The following is a 16,782-nucleotide window of genomic DNA, read 5'->3' on the forward strand; positions in this document are numbered from 1 at the left end:
GACGGTTTTTTTATGCGGTTGTTTTTGGATGGAGTTCGCTTTCGCGAAAGCGTGCAAGCTATTAAACAGGTTAATAAAAGAATAGACATTTAATAAAAGAATAGCCATGCTCATCCAAAGTTTCATTAACACGGCTGGTTTCAAACAGATAAAATCACAGGAAATCATCAAATCTTTATACAATTACCAAAAAGGCAATTGATTTACCCTTTGAAAGTGCTAAGCCTAAGCAAAAACCTCGTTAAAACAGCCATATACCTATTATATTTGTAGGCCGCACTTATGAGTGCCTTTGAAATTAATTTTAATAAATAAGTACATACATGTCCACCCAAAATCCAAAAATTATATACACCAAAACCGATGAAGCGCCAGCACTGGCTACGGCATCGTTTTTACCTATTGTCAAGAAATTTATCGAGCCCGCAGGTATTGATATTGAGACAAAAAATATCTCGTTAGCGGCGCGTATACTTGCTGTATTTCCAGATCGATTGGGCGACAAAAAAGTACCAGATGCCTTAGCTCAACTAGGCGAACTAGTAACCAAAGAAGAGGCTAACGTCATCAAATTGCCAAACATCAGTGCATCTGTTCCACAATTGAATGATGCCATTAAGGAATTAAAGGCTAAAGGTTATGACCTGCCTGAATATCCAGAAGAAGCTAAAACGGACGAGGAAAAAGATATTAAAAAGCGCTATGACAGCGTGAAAGGAAGTGCTGTAAATCCAGTACTACGTGAAGGGAATTCTGACCGTCGTGCACCTAAACCCGTGAAGCAGTATGCAAAGAATAATCCTCACAGTATGGGCGCATGGAGCAAGGACTCTAAGTCTCATGTTTCTACAATGGATCACGGCGATTTTGCACACAATGAAAAAAGTGTCACCCTAAATAAAGCGACTACTGTCAACATCCAACTGGTAGATACTGATAAGAATACGCACATGCTTAAAGAAGGTCTTGCCCTCAAAGCTGGCGAGATTATGGATGCTACTTTTATGAGTAAGGATGAACTTCTTGACTTTTTAGAAGATCAAATGGTGGATGCTCGTGAGAAAGATGTCTTGTTCTCATTACACATGAAAGCAACCATGATGAAGGTTTCTGACCCTATCATTTTTGGTCATGCCGTTCGCACCTTCTTTAAATCAGTTTTTGATAAATATGGTAAAGACCTAGAGAAGATAGGAGTTGATGTAAATAATGGTTTAGGAGATCTACTGAGCAAATTACACGAACTACCAGACGATAAAAAAGAAGATATTCAAGATGAGCTTAGACGTGTGATGGACTACCGTCCAGATCTAGCGATGGTAAATTCTGATAACGGAATTACCAACCTACACGTTCCTAGTGATGTTATTATTGATGCCTCCATGCCCGCCATGATTAGAAATTCTGGTCAAATGTGGAATAAGGATGGAGAATCACAAGATACTAAGGCTGTTATTCCTGATAGTTCCTATGCTGGAATCTATGCGGCCACTATTGATTTTTGTAGAGAGCATGGTGCTTTTGATCCACGTACCATGGGAACAGTTCCCAATGTAGGTTTGATGGCTCAAAAAGCCGAAGAGTACGGTTCCCACGATAAGACATTTGAAATTCCCAAAGCAGGAAAAGTACAAGTCGTCGACGCTGATGGTAATGTACTAATGGAGCATAAAGTTGAAGCTGGAGATATCTGGAGAGCCTGTCAGACAAAAGACGCACCTATTCAAGATTGGGTAAAACTTGCTGTTTCTAGAGCTAAAGCTACTGGTGATCCCGCTATTTTCTGGTTGGATGAGAAGCGTGCCCATGATGCAGAGATCATTAAAAAGGTAGATAAATACCTTAAGGATCACGATACCAAAGGACTGGATATCACAATCCAATCACCTATTGAGGCTACTAAAGTGACGTTGCAACGTATGAAGGATGGTAAGGACACAATCTCTGTTACTGGAAATGTATTACGTGATTATAATACGGACCTCTTCCCTATCCTTGAAGTAGGAACGAGCGCTAAGATGCTTTCCATCGTTCCATTGATGAATGGTGGTGGATTGTTTGAAACAGGTGCAGGTGGATCTGCTCCTAAGCACGTGCAACAGTTTGAAAAGGAAAACCACTTGCGTTGGGATTCTTTGGGAGAATTCCTGGCATTAGCTGTTTCTTTGGAGCATACTGCAGAAAAGTACGACAACAAAAAAGCGCAAATCATCGCAGATGCTTTGGATAAGGCAACAGAGAAATTCTTAACCAACAAAAAATCGCCTTCCCGTAAAGTGAATGAATTGGATAATCGTGGCTCTCACTACTACCTTGCACTATACTGGGCTCAGGAACTTGCAAATCAATCCAAGGATTCAGATCTAGCAAAACATTTCAGTAAGCTTGCAAAAGACCTAGCTGAAAATGAGGATAAGATCACGCAAGAACTTATTGAAGTTCAAGGCAAGTCGATGGATATAGGTGGTTATTACTTACCAGATCCAGAAAAGGAAGAAAAAGCAATGAGACCTAGTAAAACACTCAATGCGATTATAGGTTAGACTTGATTTCATAAAATCTAAAAGCCCGATGTTTTCACATCGGGCTTTTTTTAGGGTTAATTTTAAATACTGATCTTTAGTCAAATAACTACCAGATGCTAGCCATTCTACCTTATGATTCTCCACTTCTTAATTCACTGATGTATGCGCATCTCATAACTGTGATTCCGTGCATTTTCATTGGTGGGTATTTATTGCTAGCCTATAAAGGAACGCCCATACATAAATTATTGGGTAAGATTTATATGTCATTAATGCTGGTAACCGCAGTGATTACGGTTTTCCTGCCGGCAAATGTGGGGCCACAGCTGTTGGATCATTTTGGATGGATTCATCTATTTACGGTGCTGACTCTTTGGACAATTCCTACAGCTTATATAGCCATTAGGAAAAGACACATAAAGGCTCACAAGCGCAAGATGATTTTTCTTTACGTTGGTGCGATTAAGATTGCCGGCGGTTTCACTTTAGTTCCGGGACGCTATTTACATGGAGTGATTTTTGGATAGTTCGCTTTCGCGCAAGCGAAAACAAAAAAACCGCTTCGCAAAACGAAACGGTCTCAAATAATATTACTTATGGAACTAGCCTCTTTCTGGATACCAGTTCATGAACGTCACTTCAATATCTTCATTTCCTTGGTTCACCAATGATTTGAATTTATCTATATCACTTAAACCATTCTGGCCGCGATAGTGATACGGAATAACTTCTACTGGAGCAAATTCAATCACAGCGTCTGCTGCCTGCTCAACATCCATGGTGTAAGGAAGGTTCATACAAACGAATGCTTTATCAATATTTTCAAGGCTTCTCATCTCTGGAGTACCTTCAGTATCTCCTGAAACGTAAACTCTGTATCCATCACTCTCTATTACATAACCGTTTCCAACTCCTTCTGGATGATTGTTCAGGCGGCCTTTAGTGATGTTGTACATCGCAACTGCGTTTACTGTGATACCATCTACAGCTTCTGAATCACCATTATTCAAAACGGTTGTATCAAAGTCAGCTCCCAATTTATCTGCTACCGCTTGTGGAGCAAATAACATGGCGTTATCATTCATAACAGCTTTTAAAGTCGCTGGGGCCATGTGATCACCGTGCGTATGAGTAATCAAAATCATATCTGCCGGTGGCATACCTTCAAAAGCACTAGCGCCACCTACTGGATCTAAATAAATTACCTTATCATTCCAATTCATTACAAAAGTGGCGTGCGATATAGGCATGATCTCAATGTTGGGCATTTCATCAGATTCCATGGCCATTTCTTCTTGTTCCATCTGGTTATCTGCCGTATCCATTGTTGTTTCTTCTTTTTCCTTGCAAGAGCTGAATAGCACCAGCATTAGTAGGAATCCCATAATATTTTTCATGATTGTGTTTTGATCAAATATAATTTTGGGAAGATCGATCTCCTGTTAATTAAAACAGAAAGTCAATAATATGGCTATCAGCTTCTTGAAGATAGCTGTACTATAATTATATTATGGACCATCGGGCAAAATCAGTTGAAATCCCTGTCATTCTCCAAAATGCGCTAGCTTTGCCCATCACCATACGATTATGAAGAATAAGAGAAATGTCAACTATACCTGCGTTCATGCGGGCGAGCTTAAGGACACGATTTACGGCGGTGCGACCGCACCTATTTATACCTCAACGACTTATGATTATCGTGGACCAGGTACGAATCTGTATCCGCGATATTTCAACACGCCTAACCAGGTGGCACTGGCACAAAAGATGTCTGCACTGGAGCATACAGAATCGTCATTGATCTTCGGTAGTGGTATGGCCGCTATTAGTGCGGTTTTTATGGCATTCTTGAAAACTGGCGATCACGTCGTTATGCAAAGAGCTATTTATGGCGGTACATCACATTTTGCCGCAGCAGAATTTGATCGTGTGGGAATCACCTACACCATGCTGGAACACATCAATGAAGACACCATGAAGGAGGCTGTTCAGGATAACACCCAGATGCTGTACATTGAGACACCTAGCAATCCGCTGTTGGAAATTACTGATATTGAAATAGTTTCCGCTTTCGCGAAAGCGAACTCCATAACAACCGTTATCGATAACACTTTTGCTTCTCCTATCAACCAAAATCCTGCAGATCTAGGCATTGACCTGATCATTCATAGTGCGACCAAATATCTGGGCGGTCACAGTGATATATGTGCAGGAACCGTTAGCGGTACACAAAAACATATGGAACGTTTATGGAAAACGGCCAAAAATTATGGCGGTAGCTTAAGTGATGTAACCGTTCATTTATTAGAACGAAGTATCAAAACGCTCGCATTGCGAGTAAAGCAGCAATCAAAAACTGCTCTAAAACTGGCGCAATTCCTCGAGAAACATCCAGACATGCAGCAGGTGAATTATCCTGGATTGAAATCACATCCTAACCATCAAATTGCCAAAAAGCAGATGCATGCCTATGGCGGTATGATGTCATTTGAATTGAAAAACCATATAGATCACGATGACTTTTTAGAAGAATTAAAAGTCATTAAACCTGCCTTGAGCCTTGCTGGAGTAGAATCAACAATTCTATCACCAGCACTAACGTCGCATAGCCTCATGACGGCTGAAGAGCGTAAAGAACAAGGAATTACCGATAGATTACTAAGATTCTCAGTAGGAATTGAGGAGTTTAATATTCTTGTGGACGATCTAGAACAGGCACTTGAAAAAAGCCGAAAAAGATAAATAATGAAGTTAGATATACTTGCCATAGGATCACATCCTGATGACATAGAATTGAGTTGTGCCGGAACGCTGGCTAAGGAAGCCGCCAAAGGCAAAACCATAGGAATACTAGATCTCACTCGCGGCGAATTGGGAACTAGAGGCACTCCAGAAATACGCGATCAAGAAGCTGCAGACGCAGCTAAGGTTTTAGGCGTCGAGGTAAGAGAAAATCTAGAATTCGCAGATGGATTTTTTACCAACGACAAGCAACACCAGCTTAAGATTGTTGAGATTATCAGAAAATATCAACCAGAAATTGTGATATGCAACGCGATCGATGACCGTCATCCAGATCATGCAAAAGGATCAGAGTTGACCAGCGTGAGCTGTTTTCTTTCTGGATTACGCAAGATTGAAACAAAAGTGGATGGCAAAGTGCAAGAAGCATGGCGTCCTAAACACGTCTATCACTACATCCAGTGGAAGGATATTAAACCAGATGTGGTAGTCGATATCAGCGGATTTATTGAGACCAAGATAGATAGTGTCAAAGCTTATAAATCACAGTTCTTTGATCCAGATAACAATGAGCCTGCAACACCCATTAGTAGTAACAACTTTTTTGAATCGATACGATACAGAGCTGCTAACCTAGGCCGACTCATAGGAACCGATCATGCAGAAGGTTTTACCGTTGAGCGCTATCCAGCAGTGGACTCCATCTTTGATTTAATATAAAACTGCTAAAACTATTTGTCATTTTCAGAAATGCATTAAATTTGCATCCGCTTAACGGCTAGTGGTTGAATTCTTGAGATCCACTCTAATAAAACTCACATTGATATGGTGGTTGTAGCTCAGTTGGTTAGAGCGCTGGTTTGTGGTGCCGGAAGTCGCGGGTTCGAGTCCCGTCTTCCACCCTAAAAGGTCTTAGAGAAATCTAGGGCCTTTTTTAATGTAGCAAACTTTAAAAATGCAGCGCTTAAAACAGCATTACCGACCTTCGGAATAATCGTATTTAAGTGCATTTTTGTTAGTGAATCGCCTCTTCTCGACACTTCGACCAGCTCGGTGCATCGCTCTCGCTCGAAGCGGCTGGATAAATAGCATTCAAAAGCTGACAGTATTTACTCTTCTCAAAATTCAACTTTATTAGCACAAAGTTTGTAAACCAGTATCGAGCGGCAGTCGAGATATGGTTTTATTCAAAAGCATTTCGGGTAATGAATCGCTCCTTCTCGACACTTCGACCAGCTCAGTGCATCGCTCTCGCTCGAAGAGGCTTGATTTAAAGATTGCAGAAGCATGGCTAGTATTTACTCTTTTTGGAATTCAAGGTAACTATCACAAAGTTTGTAGACCAATATCGAGTGTTTCGACTTCGCTCAACATGAACTCCAGTCGAGATATGGTTTTGTTCAAATACCTAAACTTCCTAATAAGAATTTCCCTTAACACTTCGACAGGATGAGCGTAGCTAATTTGCTCAGAGTAAATATGAATAATACCAATGATGAACCGAGCATAAAAAACTACTCCTCCAACAAAATCTTCCTCAACTGATCGTAATTATTATCCATACTTAGTTTGTGGAAACCATCAAGCGAAGTTTCCTTTATAACATGATCGGGAACCGCTTTGACAATGATGTCTTGAAACTTATTGGGGTGCGCTGTTTCTACAAAGATTCCTACTTCGTCAGATTCTAAGCTACGTTCCAGCGCTAACTTCCCTACAGCTCCATGTGGATCCAATAAATAGCCTGTTTCCTTGATCGTATCTTTCATTTCCTGAACTGTTTCCTCATCTGAGATAGTGGCAGCAGAAATGTGCCCAGACATTGCTTTTAAATCTTTGTTATATAAATGAGCCAGTCGTTCATAATTACTAGGATTACCAACATCCATGGCATTTGAAAAAGTCAATACGGATGGTTTTGCTTTGTATTCGCCAGTTTTCAGGTAATCCGTAAAGGTATCGTTAGCGTTATGTGCAGCAATAAATCTCTTGATAGGTAATCCCATATGCTTTGCTAGTATTCCGGCAGATGCATTTCCTAAATTCCCTGATGGAATAGAGACTACTAATGATTTACCATCCAGATTTTTCTTCATCTGCTTATAGGCAAGGAAGTAATAAATCATTTGCGGCAACAATCGAGCTAGGTTAATAGAATTGGCGCTGGTCAATTCCACTTGCTTTCTCAATTCGCTATCATTAAACGCCTGTTTTACCATACGCTGACAGTCATCAAAAGTTCCATCTACTTCAATCGCCTTGATGTTTTTTCCTAGACTGGTCATCTGTCGCTCTTGATAAGGACTGACTTTATCCTTGGGAAAAAGAATCTTAACATTGACGCCATCGACATCAAAGAATCCGCTGGCGACGGCGCTGCCGGTATCGCCAGACGTGGCGACAAGAATGGTAATTTCTTTATCAGATTTCTTCTCAAATCTAGATAAACATCGAGACATAAAACGTGCTCCTACATCTTTGAAAGATTCGGTGGGACCGTGGAAAAGTTCCAGCACATACGTGTCTTTCTTAATATGTTCTACAGGTGTTGCAAAGTTGATGGCATCCTCAAGAATCCATTGAAGGTCCTCGTCAGATAAGTCTTCTTTGACATAAGGTTTCAAAGCCCTAAAGGCAATCTCATGATCTGAAAGATTCTCTATGTTCTCAAAAAAGCTGGATGGTAGTTGTGGTATTTCCTCTGGAAAATAGAGCGCTCCGTTTTCGGTTAGACCGTTGAGCACTGCTGTTCTGAAACTGACGCGTTCTTCGTTGGGAGTAGTACTTATGAATTTCATGATTGGATTTTAAAGAATGGTCGCGCCGCTGTCGGCATTGATTGGGCTGATATAGATTTTGAAATCTACGTCTGTTTTTGAATAGATCTCTTCTAGGGTTGTTTTGATGGTTTCGGTCATTTGCTGGCCTTTCACGATGGTAAATACTGAAGGTCCAGAACCTGAGATCCCAAAAGCCAACGCTCCTTTTCCAAGAACAGCTTGCTTCATCTCGTCAAATTTAGGGATCAACATACTGCGCATGGGTTCGATAATGACATCCTTCATGGCTGCCTTAAAAAGATCCATGTCCTGTAGATACAAGCTCGCTACAAAAGAGCCCATATATCCTATTTGCTGACTGGCAGTTTTTACCGCCATCGTTTCTTTCAAAATGCTTCGGGATTCTGATGTTTTTACCACGATTTGCGGATAAAGCAACACAGCATAGAGATCTGGCAGAATTGGGAGTGATATAAAATCTGTCTTGTCACTGGCTTTTTGCATCACCATACCACCTATAATGGATGGCGCCACATTATCCACATGTGGACTTCCGCAAGCTGCTTTCTCGCCTTGAGCTGCAAAATAGACCAATTGCTTATTGGTGAACGGTTTACCCAACAACTCATTGTAGGCAAATGCCGCCGCTGCGCTGCTCGCACTACTGGAACCAAGTCCACTACCTGATGCAAACCCTTTTTTTATATGAATATCGACACCCGTAAAATCATTGAGCTGCTCCTGCATGCACCGCACCACGACGGAGCAACAATTTCTTGACGCTTCTTTAGGCAGGTCTGCACCGTTCTCTATATCAGTGATAACGTTGGATTCGGTTTGATTGAAGCTCATCGTCACCTCATCGCCAATTCCTTGCAGAGCAACTCCTAGGAAGTCAAAGCCCACATTGAAATTGGCTATTGTTGCGGGTGCAAATGCCGTTACCTTTTTCATGATTTTCTGTTGAAGATGAGCATCAAATCTGCAAAAACTCCGCTGGCCGTTACCTCTGCTCCTGCACCAGCACCTTTGATAACGAGTGGCTCGTCCACATATCTTGACGTATTCAAAGCAATCACGTTGTCTTTCCCTTCAAGGTTATAAAATGGGCTGTGCGATGGCACTTCCTGCAAGGCGACTGACATGTTCCCGTTGTTTAACGATGCAACCACTTTAAGTTTGCACGCTTTCGCGAAAGCGGAATCATAAATAGCCTTAAAGTGCGATTCATGCTTCAACAACTCCTCAAAAAGAATGTCATTACTAGCTGCATTCTCGCAAGGTTCTGGCAAAAAGCTCTTGTAGGTAATATCACTGATCTCGCGGTTCAATCCAGATTCTCTGGACAGGATCAAGATCTTGCGCATCACGTCCAGACCACTCAAATCAATTAACGGATCTGGCTCTGTGTAGCCTTCATTCATCGCCAGTTTCACAACATCTGCAAAAGGTTTTGACCCATCATATTCATTGAATATAAAGTTGAGGCTACCAGAAATAACGGCCTCGATCTTGTGGATACGGTCACCACTGATGATAAGGTCTTGGATAGTTTTTATTACAGGCAATGCCGCACCAACAGAGGTCTCGTACTTGAAATCGCAGTTGTATTCTCGCGCGCTGTTGTTGAGATCCTCAAACAATTCCTGAGAGCTGCTGCAGGCGATCTTGTTACAGGTCACCACAGAAATGCTTTTCTTGAGGAGCGGCAAGTAACCATCACTCACAATGGCAGAGGCCGTCATGTCAAGAAAAACACTGTTTGATAAATTCTGATCAACAATTTCCTTCAAGAAGTTCTCGTAAGAGCCGTAGTCTGTTCCAGTTTCTTTAATTGATTTTAGGTCTTGTGTGGACAAACCATCGTTACTGTTGAAGAGCATCTTGCGACTGTTTGCCGCACCGCAAATTTTTAAATTGAGATTGTAATCTTCCAATAACGCCTTGCGCTGATTATCCAATATTTCCAGAAACTCGCCACCAACATTCCCTACACCGGCGATAAATATGTGCACATTCTTAACAGGTTTTGAGAAGAATCTCTCGTGTATCACGTTCAGCGCCTTAGTCTCGTCTTTCTTGTCAATGACAATAGATATATTGCGCTCACTGGCACCTTGAGCGATGGCAACGACATTGATACCGTTTTCACCGATCGCACTGAAAATATGGCCACACAAACCAACTTTGGACTTCATTTTATCACCGACCAGTGCGATGATGCAATGATCCATGGAGACTCTCGCCTCATTGAATTGCTGTTTGGCAATTTCTTCTGCAAATCGGTTATCGAGAAGTGTTTTTGCGATGGTTGCTTTGCTCTGATCGATTCCAAGGCCTATGCTTTGTTCAGAACAGCTCTGGGTAATCAATACAATATTGATGTCATTGTCTTCCAAAACTTGGAATACCTGACGAGCACTTCCCTTACGACCTGACAACCCAACTCCTGACACAGTGATCATGGCGATATTTGCTAGAGAAGAAACTCCCTGAATCTTGTGTAAGTCTGATTTATTCTGGTCGCTGATGTGGGTTCCCAGTTGATCTGGCGCACCCGTATTTTTAAGATACAACGGTATCTTTTTGTTGCGCAACGGTATCACCGATGGTGGGTACAAAACCTTAGCGCCAAAGTAGGCCATCTCAAAAGCCTCTTCATAACTTAGATTCTCAATAGCGATCGTTTGCTTCACCTTTCTAGGGTCTGCGCTCTGGACTCCATTCACATCACTCCATATCTCAACGGATGAGGCATTCAATACATTTCCTAAAATTGCTGCACTGTAATCACTACCACCACGACCTAAAGTTACGACCTCACCTTTTTCATTAGATCCAATGAAACCACCCATGATATAATTGGAATTTTTGATCAGTGCATTAGCTTGAACTTCCGTTTTTTCAAAGTCTACAACTGTATTTAAATAATCTTCATCTCCAGCGATAATTTTGGTAGCGTCTAACAATTCGATAGACATTCCTTGAGCGGTCAAATACTTATGCACCACAAAGGAAGATAAACGTTCACCAAAACTCAGAATCAACGCTCTAGTCCTATTGGAAAGTTCCTGTAGTGTAAAAACAGATGAACAAATATTTTCTAGTTGATTGCACTTTTTCTGAATTTCAACGAGAACTTCGGTCTGTTGCTTGTCAGTGAAATAATCCTGAATATGAGATACGTGTCTATCCTTAAATTCTTTTAACAACGCAGTTGGTTCTTCCTTTAGGGAATGAGCTGCGATGGATTCCAACAAGTTTGTTATCCCAGAAAATGCAGATACAATTAGTACAAAGGATTCTGATTTTGAGTCAGCTATACTCTTAAGTTGGTTGAGGTTGGCTGGTGAAGAAACGCTAGTTCCTCCGAATTTTAATACGATCATGGGTTGGTTTTATGGAAATGGTATATGTTATTCCTGTTATAGAAATAGAAGCCTGATGTGATATGTAGATAGATAACCCTTAACGGGTAATAATAGAAATACGTCCGCCGGTAGCTAACGTATTTGCAATAGAAGAAATGATTTGCACTATTATCATAGTTTCAAATGTATACAATTGCATTGAATTGACATTTTTTTAACTAGAAAAATTGAAATCTGATGTTTTGGTTACGAAAACGTTGTAGTTGAGTGGTTAAAATTCGTTTAAATCCAGTCCGATTACACCATAAAATCGACGAAACACATAGGTTGAGGCCACTACTTATCAACAGATCAAGTATTAATTTTTAAAGCATAAATAACTCTATATCAACATCTCAAATAGTCCTAAAAACTATTTTGTTACTGGTTTACCAGAGGTTAACTTTTCTTTATGATATCTTTTGTTTGCAATCAGGCGGGATAGTTCTCTAGTTTTAAAAATCTCGAGATAACCATTTTAAATCAAATTAATCCCTAATTATTTTAAACATGAAAAACTCCCTATTAAAAATAACGTTCATAGGACTTTCCGCTTGTGCCCTACTTTTCACATCATGTGAAAGCGAAGAAAGCTTTGAACAAGTAGAACAAAATGCAGAACTAACAAAAGCCAAGGCATTTGCTGAAGAAATAGGCTATCATCCAGATGACATCAAAATAGATGAGTTTCTATTACCTGATGGATCTACAGAAGAAAGAATCTTTATTGAAGATGATATTGCATTACAAGCTTCAGATTTCTATGCGTTAGAAAATATGAATACGTTTGCAAAGCAATACCGTACTAATAACCTAGTCACAGGTACAAATCGTACAATTGACGTTATAGGTTTTACTGGTGGCGGTGGACAAGGTCTAACCAATACGCAGCGTACAGCGTTGCAATGGGCCGTTGACAATTATAACAGATTGAGCGGTGTAACTCTAACCTTTAGATTAACATTTGGTACCGCATATCAAGATAAGGATATGGTAATTTACCGTAACCCAAGTAATAGTGGTGCTGGTGGATCTGCAGGATTCCCATCTAATGGTCGACCTAACAAGTTTGTACAATTATATGCTGGTATGGACGCTTATGACACTAATGTCAATGAGCACGTTATCACTCACGAGATTGGACACTCCATAGGTTTCCGTCATACAGACTACTTTTCACGCGCCTCTTGTGGCGACAACGTGAATGAAGGTGATGGTGGTGTAGGCGCTATTAGAGTTGCTGGAACACCTAGTGGTTACGATGCAACCTCTGTAATGTTATCTTGTTTCAGTTCTGGTGAGGATGGAGAATTTGGTAGCAACGATATTATTGCATTGCAAAATATGTACTAGAGTTCCACTGAAAATTTTAAGAAAGCCTCGATATCAAATGATATCGAGACTTTTAATTTTTAATAATGCAAAACACTAAACACATCCAGTTCTCCCAATTGTTCCTTGCCTTTTAAAAAGTCTAGCTCCATGATAAAATTAGCTCCAATAATTTCACCGCCTATACTATTGATAAGCTTTACGGCGGCACCTGCAGTTCCACCAGTGGCTAGAACATCGTCATGTAATAACACTTTACTTCCTTTAGGAATGGAATCCTTTTGAATTTCAATACTATCCGTACCATACTCAAGATCGTAAGAGAACTTCTCTATACTTCCAGGCAGTTTGCCAGGCTTGCGCAGCATCACAAATGAAGCGTTCAGTGCATTGGCGATTAAGGTACCAAACAAAAAGCCACGCGCTTCAATGCCTACGACAACATCAATGGTTTGATCTTTATAGTGTGATACTATGGCAGCGGTCATTGCTGTTCTCGCTTTCGCGGAAGCGAGCAAAGGAGAAATATCCTTGAACACGATTCCGTCTTTTGGAAAATCAGGTACATCGCGTATAAGTTCTTTTAAACTCTGTTTAGTCATTGTAGTAAGATGTAAAAGTGCGAAGTTTAGGGAAGTTTTTAATTCAACCAACTTTTTATGAAGTTTTTCCAATGTCTATTATTTGCTGCTTTAGTTTCAGCAATTACAAACGCTCAACAAATTACAAGTTCCACCATAGATGAAATTACTGTTTATCTAAGCGGTGCTAAAATCACGCGAAATGCTAAAGTTCAAGTAACTAAAGGTTTCAATGAAATACTATTATCGAAATTGTCACCCGATATTGATGATAGTAGTATCCAGGTTTCTGGTCTAGATGGTTTGGGTCTTTCTGGATTGAGTTATCAAATTGTGAATGCAGATGCAAAATCTAAAAGCAATGATTATTTAAATTTTGAAACTAGAATTGACTCTGCGGTCAATGCAGTATCAATAATTGATGCTAAAATCTCTGGACTCAAAGAGGAATCTCTCGTTCTACAATCGAATAGAAGCCTAAACAATAATGATACTGGTTTGACACTTTCTCAACTAAAAAGCTTTGGAAATTATTATAACCAACGTACTGAAGAAATAGCAATTGCTGAAACCAATTTGAATCTAAAAAGATCTAACCTTAGTGATAAATTGCAAAAGTTGAAACTTGATCAAAACAAATTAGATCCCGAATCCAACAATCGTCAAGGATCTATCACTTTGAAATTGAATAGTCTAACTACTAAAACCGTAGAATTAACAATCTCCTATAATGTTGATAACGCTGGATGGATTCCTATCTATGATATAAGAGCGAATGGCAAATCGCCATCTGTAGCACTTGATTTTAAGGGTCAGATCTATCAAAAAACAGGAGCCGACTGGAACAATGTTGCTATAAAACTATCCACTGGCGATCCAAATATTGACAATACAAAACCAGTTCTTGAAACTAAGCGTTTACGGTTTGTCAACTACGGATATTCAAATAGGGCGACGGGAAGAAGCAACCGAAGATTTAATCCAACTGTTAAAACTGTTTCAGGTAAAGTGACTGATCCTTCAGGGGAACCTATTCTAGGTGCAACGGTTATGGTGAGAGGAACCTCAAATGCAACTACCACTGACTTTGATGGAGACTATGTTTTAGATGTTACCAATGGTAAAGAATTAATTTTTAAGTTTTCTGGATATAATCAAGCCATTACTCCAATCTATTCATCAATCATTAATGAGCAGCTCGACACTAGCCTGGATGCAATTGTCGTTACGAGTTATAAAACTTCTACTAAAGAAAGAGCAAGTGTGGCTGCGTCTGTAGAAACATCTGAAATAGAAATCGTTTCAGATATCGAAGAAAATATCGCTTCTCGAATATTTACCTTGAACCAAAAGTATAATATACCTTCAACCGGCGAAACAATCGATATCAATATCTCTAGCAACAATATTGCTAGTACATATGAATATTATACTGCACCGGCTATAAATGAAAACGTATTCCTAACTGCAATCTTGAATAATTATGAGCGGTTGAATCTTATACCTGGTGATGCAAATGTTTATTTTGATGATACCTATACTGGTAAGATATATTTTGACACCGACACCACAGATGAAAACTTAATAATTAGTTTAGGCATCGATCCTCAAATAACAGTAAAAAGAGAAGACATTAAAGATCTTGCGAGCAGGAGTTTCTTGGGGTCCAACAGAATTCTAGAGAAGCAATACGAAATAACTTTAAAAAATAACCGTAGTAAAAGCGTTCAGGTTAAATTACAAGATCGTATACCCATCAGTGCAAATTCTGAAATTAAAATAGACGACATAGAAATTGGAACAGCGTCCATAAATAAAGACACCAATATTCTGACATGGATTTTAGATATACCTAGCGGTATTCAAGAAAAAAGAGATTTTAGCTATCAAGTTAAATACCCTAAAAACCGCAGAATCAATGAGAACTAAAATTAAGGATCAAAGATACCTTAAAGATTTGCCTCTTTTTAAAATAGAGTTATATTTGCACCCGCTAAAAGATCACTGATCTTAGGCAAAACGGCCTCGTGGCGCAACTGAATAGCGCACTTGATTACGGCTCAAGAGGTTACAGGTTTGAATCCTGTCGAGGTCACTTAAAGTGCAAACCCTACATGAAAATGTAGGGTTTTGTGTTTCCTGTAAAAGCGAAGCGATAGCTTCAAGCTTTGGAAGTAAAACCGAAACCGTATCGCCATAGCGATGCAGGTTTGCATTTTCATACGGGAGTTCCATCAGGATCATTTATCCTGTCGAGGTCACTTAAATTGCAAACCCTACATGAAAATGTAGGGTTTTGTTTTTCCTGTAAAAGTGTTGTGATAACTTATAGCTCTCGAAGTAAATTTAACCATCCAACCCGAACCACCAACTCAATTAAATAACTAAAAATCATCTTTTAGGCTTTTGAGTTAAGTCTTATTTGACAATCTCAAATCGCTAGCTATTCGCCATCGCTAGCCTCATTCAACAAATCCAGCAATTCCTGAGACAACTCATGAGAAGCTGCTTCCTTAAATGCCTCCAACTGCGATATCTTAGTAGCACTAACGATAGGCGCTGTTATTCCTGGCTGTGCCATAGTCCAGGCAATAGTGACTCCAGCTTGTGAGATGCCGGACTCGTCAGAGACTTTTTTCAAGGCTTTCAAAACACGTTTACCTCTATCATCAAAATACTTCTTGAGATTTTTTTCTCTGGACGATCCTTTGATGTCTTCGACACTTTCGTATTTACCGGTTAGAAAACCGTTGGCTAGCGCCCAGTAATTGGTAATAGCAACGTTATTTTTCATAACAAATTCCTGATAACCATTTTCAAAATCGGTTCGTTTTAGAAGGCTGTATTCTGGTTGGTAGACTTGATATTTAGGCAGGCTTTTCTCCTTACTAAGTTGGATAGCTTCCTTAAAAGTATCCAATGGAAAACTGCTGGCGCCTATATGCCTGATCTTTCCCTGCTTGATCAGGTCTGCATAGGTTTCCAGCACATTCTCGACGGCTGTGTTTTCATCATGCCTATGCGAAAAGTAAATATCTACATAATCGGTTTGAAGGTTTTCTAGGCTCTTATCGATCTGCTTGTTGATGTGCTGCCTGGACAGATCGATATGACCTTGACCTACATCCATACCTACTTTGGTCGCCACGATGATGCGGTCCCGCAGGCCGCGCTCCTTCATCCATGCACCTAGAATGCGCTCGCTCTCACCACCTTCATGACCATCAACCCACCTGGAGTAAACGTCTGCTGTATCCATGTAATTGAACCCCATTTCATACAGCTCGTCCAAAACTCTAAAGGATTGTTTCTTGTCCATGGTCCAACCCAAAACATTGCACCCAAATGCAATGGGCGGTATTCTTAAATCTGTGGTACCTATCTGTTTCGTTTTCATCACTTCTTTTTTCTA

Annotated in this window: 12 protein-coding genes and 2 tRNA genes; 8 read left to right on the plus strand and 6 right to left on the minus strand. The window is 40.1% G+C overall.

Features of this window, described 5'->3' with window-relative positions:
- Positions 1–323: 323 nt before the first annotated feature.
- Positions 324–2,543 carry an NADP-dependent isocitrate dehydrogenase gene (locus tag BLO34_RS07375; protein WP_090754057.1) on the plus strand — a complete coding sequence of 740 codons (2,220 nt, stop codon included), beginning with the start codon at positions 324–326 and terminating at the stop codon, positions 2,541–2,543.
- A 95-nt stretch (positions 2,544–2,638) separates the two neighbouring features.
- On the plus strand, positions 2,639–3,052 hold the full coding sequence (locus tag BLO34_RS07380) for a DUF2306 domain-containing protein (protein ID WP_197672877.1): 414 nt from the start codon (positions 2,639–2,641) through the stop codon (positions 3,050–3,052).
- Between the two features lie 75 nt (positions 3,053–3,127).
- Here BLO34_RS07380 and BLO34_RS07385 read toward each other — a convergent pair whose 3' ends face one another.
- Positions 3,128–3,922 carry an MBL fold metallo-hydrolase gene (locus BLO34_RS07385; RefSeq protein WP_090754059.1) on the minus strand — a complete coding sequence of 265 codons (795 nt, stop codon included), beginning with the start codon at positions 3,920–3,922 and terminating at the stop codon, positions 3,128–3,130.
- A gap of 190 nt (positions 3,923–4,112) precedes the next feature.
- Between BLO34_RS07385 and BLO34_RS07390 the strand changes: the two genes are divergently transcribed.
- From BLO34_RS07390 to BLO34_RS07400, 3 genes are all read left to right on the plus strand, one after another.
- Positions 4,113–5,267 (plus strand): trans-sulfuration enzyme family protein, encoded by a 1,155-nt coding sequence (locus BLO34_RS07390; protein ID WP_090754062.1) that lies wholly within the window; start codon positions 4,113–4,115, stop codon positions 5,265–5,267.
- A gap of 3 nt (positions 5,268–5,270) precedes the next feature.
- Positions 5,271–5,987, plus strand: coding sequence for a bacillithiol biosynthesis deacetylase BshB1 (gene bshB1 / locus BLO34_RS07395; RefSeq protein ID WP_090754064.1), 717 nt, complete (start codon positions 5,271–5,273; stop codon positions 5,985–5,987).
- A gap of 107 nt (positions 5,988–6,094) precedes the next feature.
- Positions 6,095–6,170, plus strand: a tRNA-His gene (locus tag BLO34_RS07400).
- Between the two features lie 611 nt (positions 6,171–6,781).
- On the opposite strand, the gene thrC is transcribed toward BLO34_RS07400, so the two are convergent.
- Genes thrC through thrA form a run of 3 tightly spaced genes read right to left on the minus strand, consistent with a single transcriptional unit; the run spans position 6,782 to position 11,436 of the window.
- Entirely contained in the window at positions 6,782–8,065 is a 1,284-nt protein-coding gene (gene thrC, locus BLO34_RS07405) for a threonine synthase (protein WP_090754066.1), read from the minus strand.
- Positions 8,066–8,074: 9 nt separating this feature from the next.
- Positions 8,075–9,001: a homoserine kinase gene (locus BLO34_RS07410; protein WP_090754068.1), complete on the minus strand. Its 927-nt coding sequence runs from the start codon at positions 8,999–9,001 to the stop codon at positions 8,075–8,077.
- A complete protein-coding gene (gene thrA, locus BLO34_RS07415; protein ID WP_090754069.1) occupies positions 8,998–11,436 on the minus strand; it encodes a bifunctional aspartate kinase/homoserine dehydrogenase I in 2,439 nt (812 codons plus the stop codon). Before thrA ends, BLO34_RS07410 begins: the two co-directional genes overlap by 4 nt.
- Before the next feature lie 531 nt (positions 11,437–11,967).
- Here thrA and BLO34_RS07420 point away from each other — a divergent pair.
- Positions 11,968–12,810, plus strand: coding sequence for a M57 family metalloprotease (locus tag BLO34_RS07420; protein ID WP_090754071.1), 843 nt, complete (start codon positions 11,968–11,970; stop codon positions 12,808–12,810).
- A 59-nt stretch (positions 12,811–12,869) separates the two neighbouring features.
- Here BLO34_RS07420 and BLO34_RS07425 read toward each other — a convergent pair whose 3' ends face one another.
- Positions 12,870–13,391, minus strand: a complete 522-nt coding sequence (locus BLO34_RS07425) for an adenine phosphoribosyltransferase (protein WP_090754073.1) — start codon at positions 13,389–13,391, stop codon at positions 12,870–12,872.
- A 57-nt stretch (positions 13,392–13,448) separates the two neighbouring features.
- Here BLO34_RS07425 and BLO34_RS07430 point away from each other — a divergent pair, with 57 nt between their 5' ends.
- Together BLO34_RS07430 and BLO34_RS07435 are read left to right on the plus strand one after the other, a co-directional pair.
- A complete protein-coding gene (locus BLO34_RS07430) occupies positions 13,449–15,299 on the plus strand; it encodes a DUF4139 domain-containing protein (protein ID WP_090754075.1) in 1,851 nt (616 codons plus the stop codon).
- Between the two features lie 92 nt (positions 15,300–15,391).
- Positions 15,392–15,465: transfer RNA gene (locus BLO34_RS07435), tRNA-Arg, on the plus strand.
- Positions 15,466–15,813: 348 nt separating this feature from the next.
- Here the strand turns inward: BLO34_RS07435 and BLO34_RS07440 are convergent.
- Entirely contained in the window at positions 15,814–16,767 is a 954-nt protein-coding gene (locus BLO34_RS07440) for an aldo/keto reductase (protein ID WP_090754077.1), read from the minus strand.
- Between the last annotated feature and the right edge of the window lie 15 nt (positions 16,768–16,782).

The sequence above is a fragment of the Nonlabens sp. Hel1_33_55 genome (genome assembly GCF_900101765.1).
GTDB lineage: Bacteria > Bacteroidota > Bacteroidia > Flavobacteriales > Flavobacteriaceae > Nonlabens.

What these genes read in the sequence shown, in the direction of transcription:
- BLO34_RS07385 (WP_090754059.1), bottom strand. Translation starts at nt 3,922, where the DNA reads ATGAAAAATATTATGGGATTCCTACTAATGCTGGTGCTATTCAGCTCT.
- BLO34_RS07430 (WP_090754075.1), top strand. Translation starts at nt 13,449, where the DNA reads ATGAAGTTTTTCCAATGTCTATTATTTGCTGCTTTAGTTTCAGCAATT.
- BLO34_RS07410 (WP_090754068.1), bottom strand. Translation starts at nt 9,001, where the DNA reads ATGAAAAAGGTAACGGCATTTGCACCCGCAACAATAGCCAATTTCAAT.
- BLO34_RS07420 (WP_090754071.1), top strand. Translation starts at nt 11,968, where the DNA reads ATGAAAAACTCCCTATTAAAAATAACGTTCATAGGACTTTCCGCTTGT.
- BLO34_RS07425 (WP_090754073.1), bottom strand. Translation starts at nt 13,391, where the DNA reads ATGACTAAACAGAGTTTAAAAGAACTTATACGCGATGTACCTGATTTT.
- bshB1 (WP_090754064.1), top strand. Translation starts at nt 5,271, where the DNA reads ATGAAGTTAGATATACTTGCCATAGGATCACATCCTGATGACATAGAA.
- thrC (WP_090754066.1), bottom strand. Translation starts at nt 8,065, where the DNA reads ATGAAATTCATAAGTACTACTCCCAACGAAGAACGCGTCAGTTTCAGA.
- thrA (WP_090754069.1), bottom strand. Translation starts at nt 11,436, where the DNA reads ATGATCGTATTAAAATTCGGAGGAACTAGCGTTTCTTCACCAGCCAAC.
- BLO34_RS07375 (WP_090754057.1), top strand. Translation starts at nt 324, where the DNA reads ATGTCCACCCAAAATCCAAAAATTATATACACCAAAACCGATGAAGCG.
- BLO34_RS07440 (WP_090754077.1), bottom strand. Translation starts at nt 16,767, where the DNA reads ATGAAAACGAAACAGATAGGTACCACAGATTTAAGAATACCGCCCATT.
- BLO34_RS07380 (WP_197672877.1), top strand. Translation starts at nt 2,639, where the DNA reads ATGCTAGCCATTCTACCTTATGATTCTCCACTTCTTAATTCACTGATG.
- BLO34_RS07390 (WP_090754062.1), top strand. Translation starts at nt 4,113, where the DNA reads ATGAAGAATAAGAGAAATGTCAACTATACCTGCGTTCATGCGGGCGAG.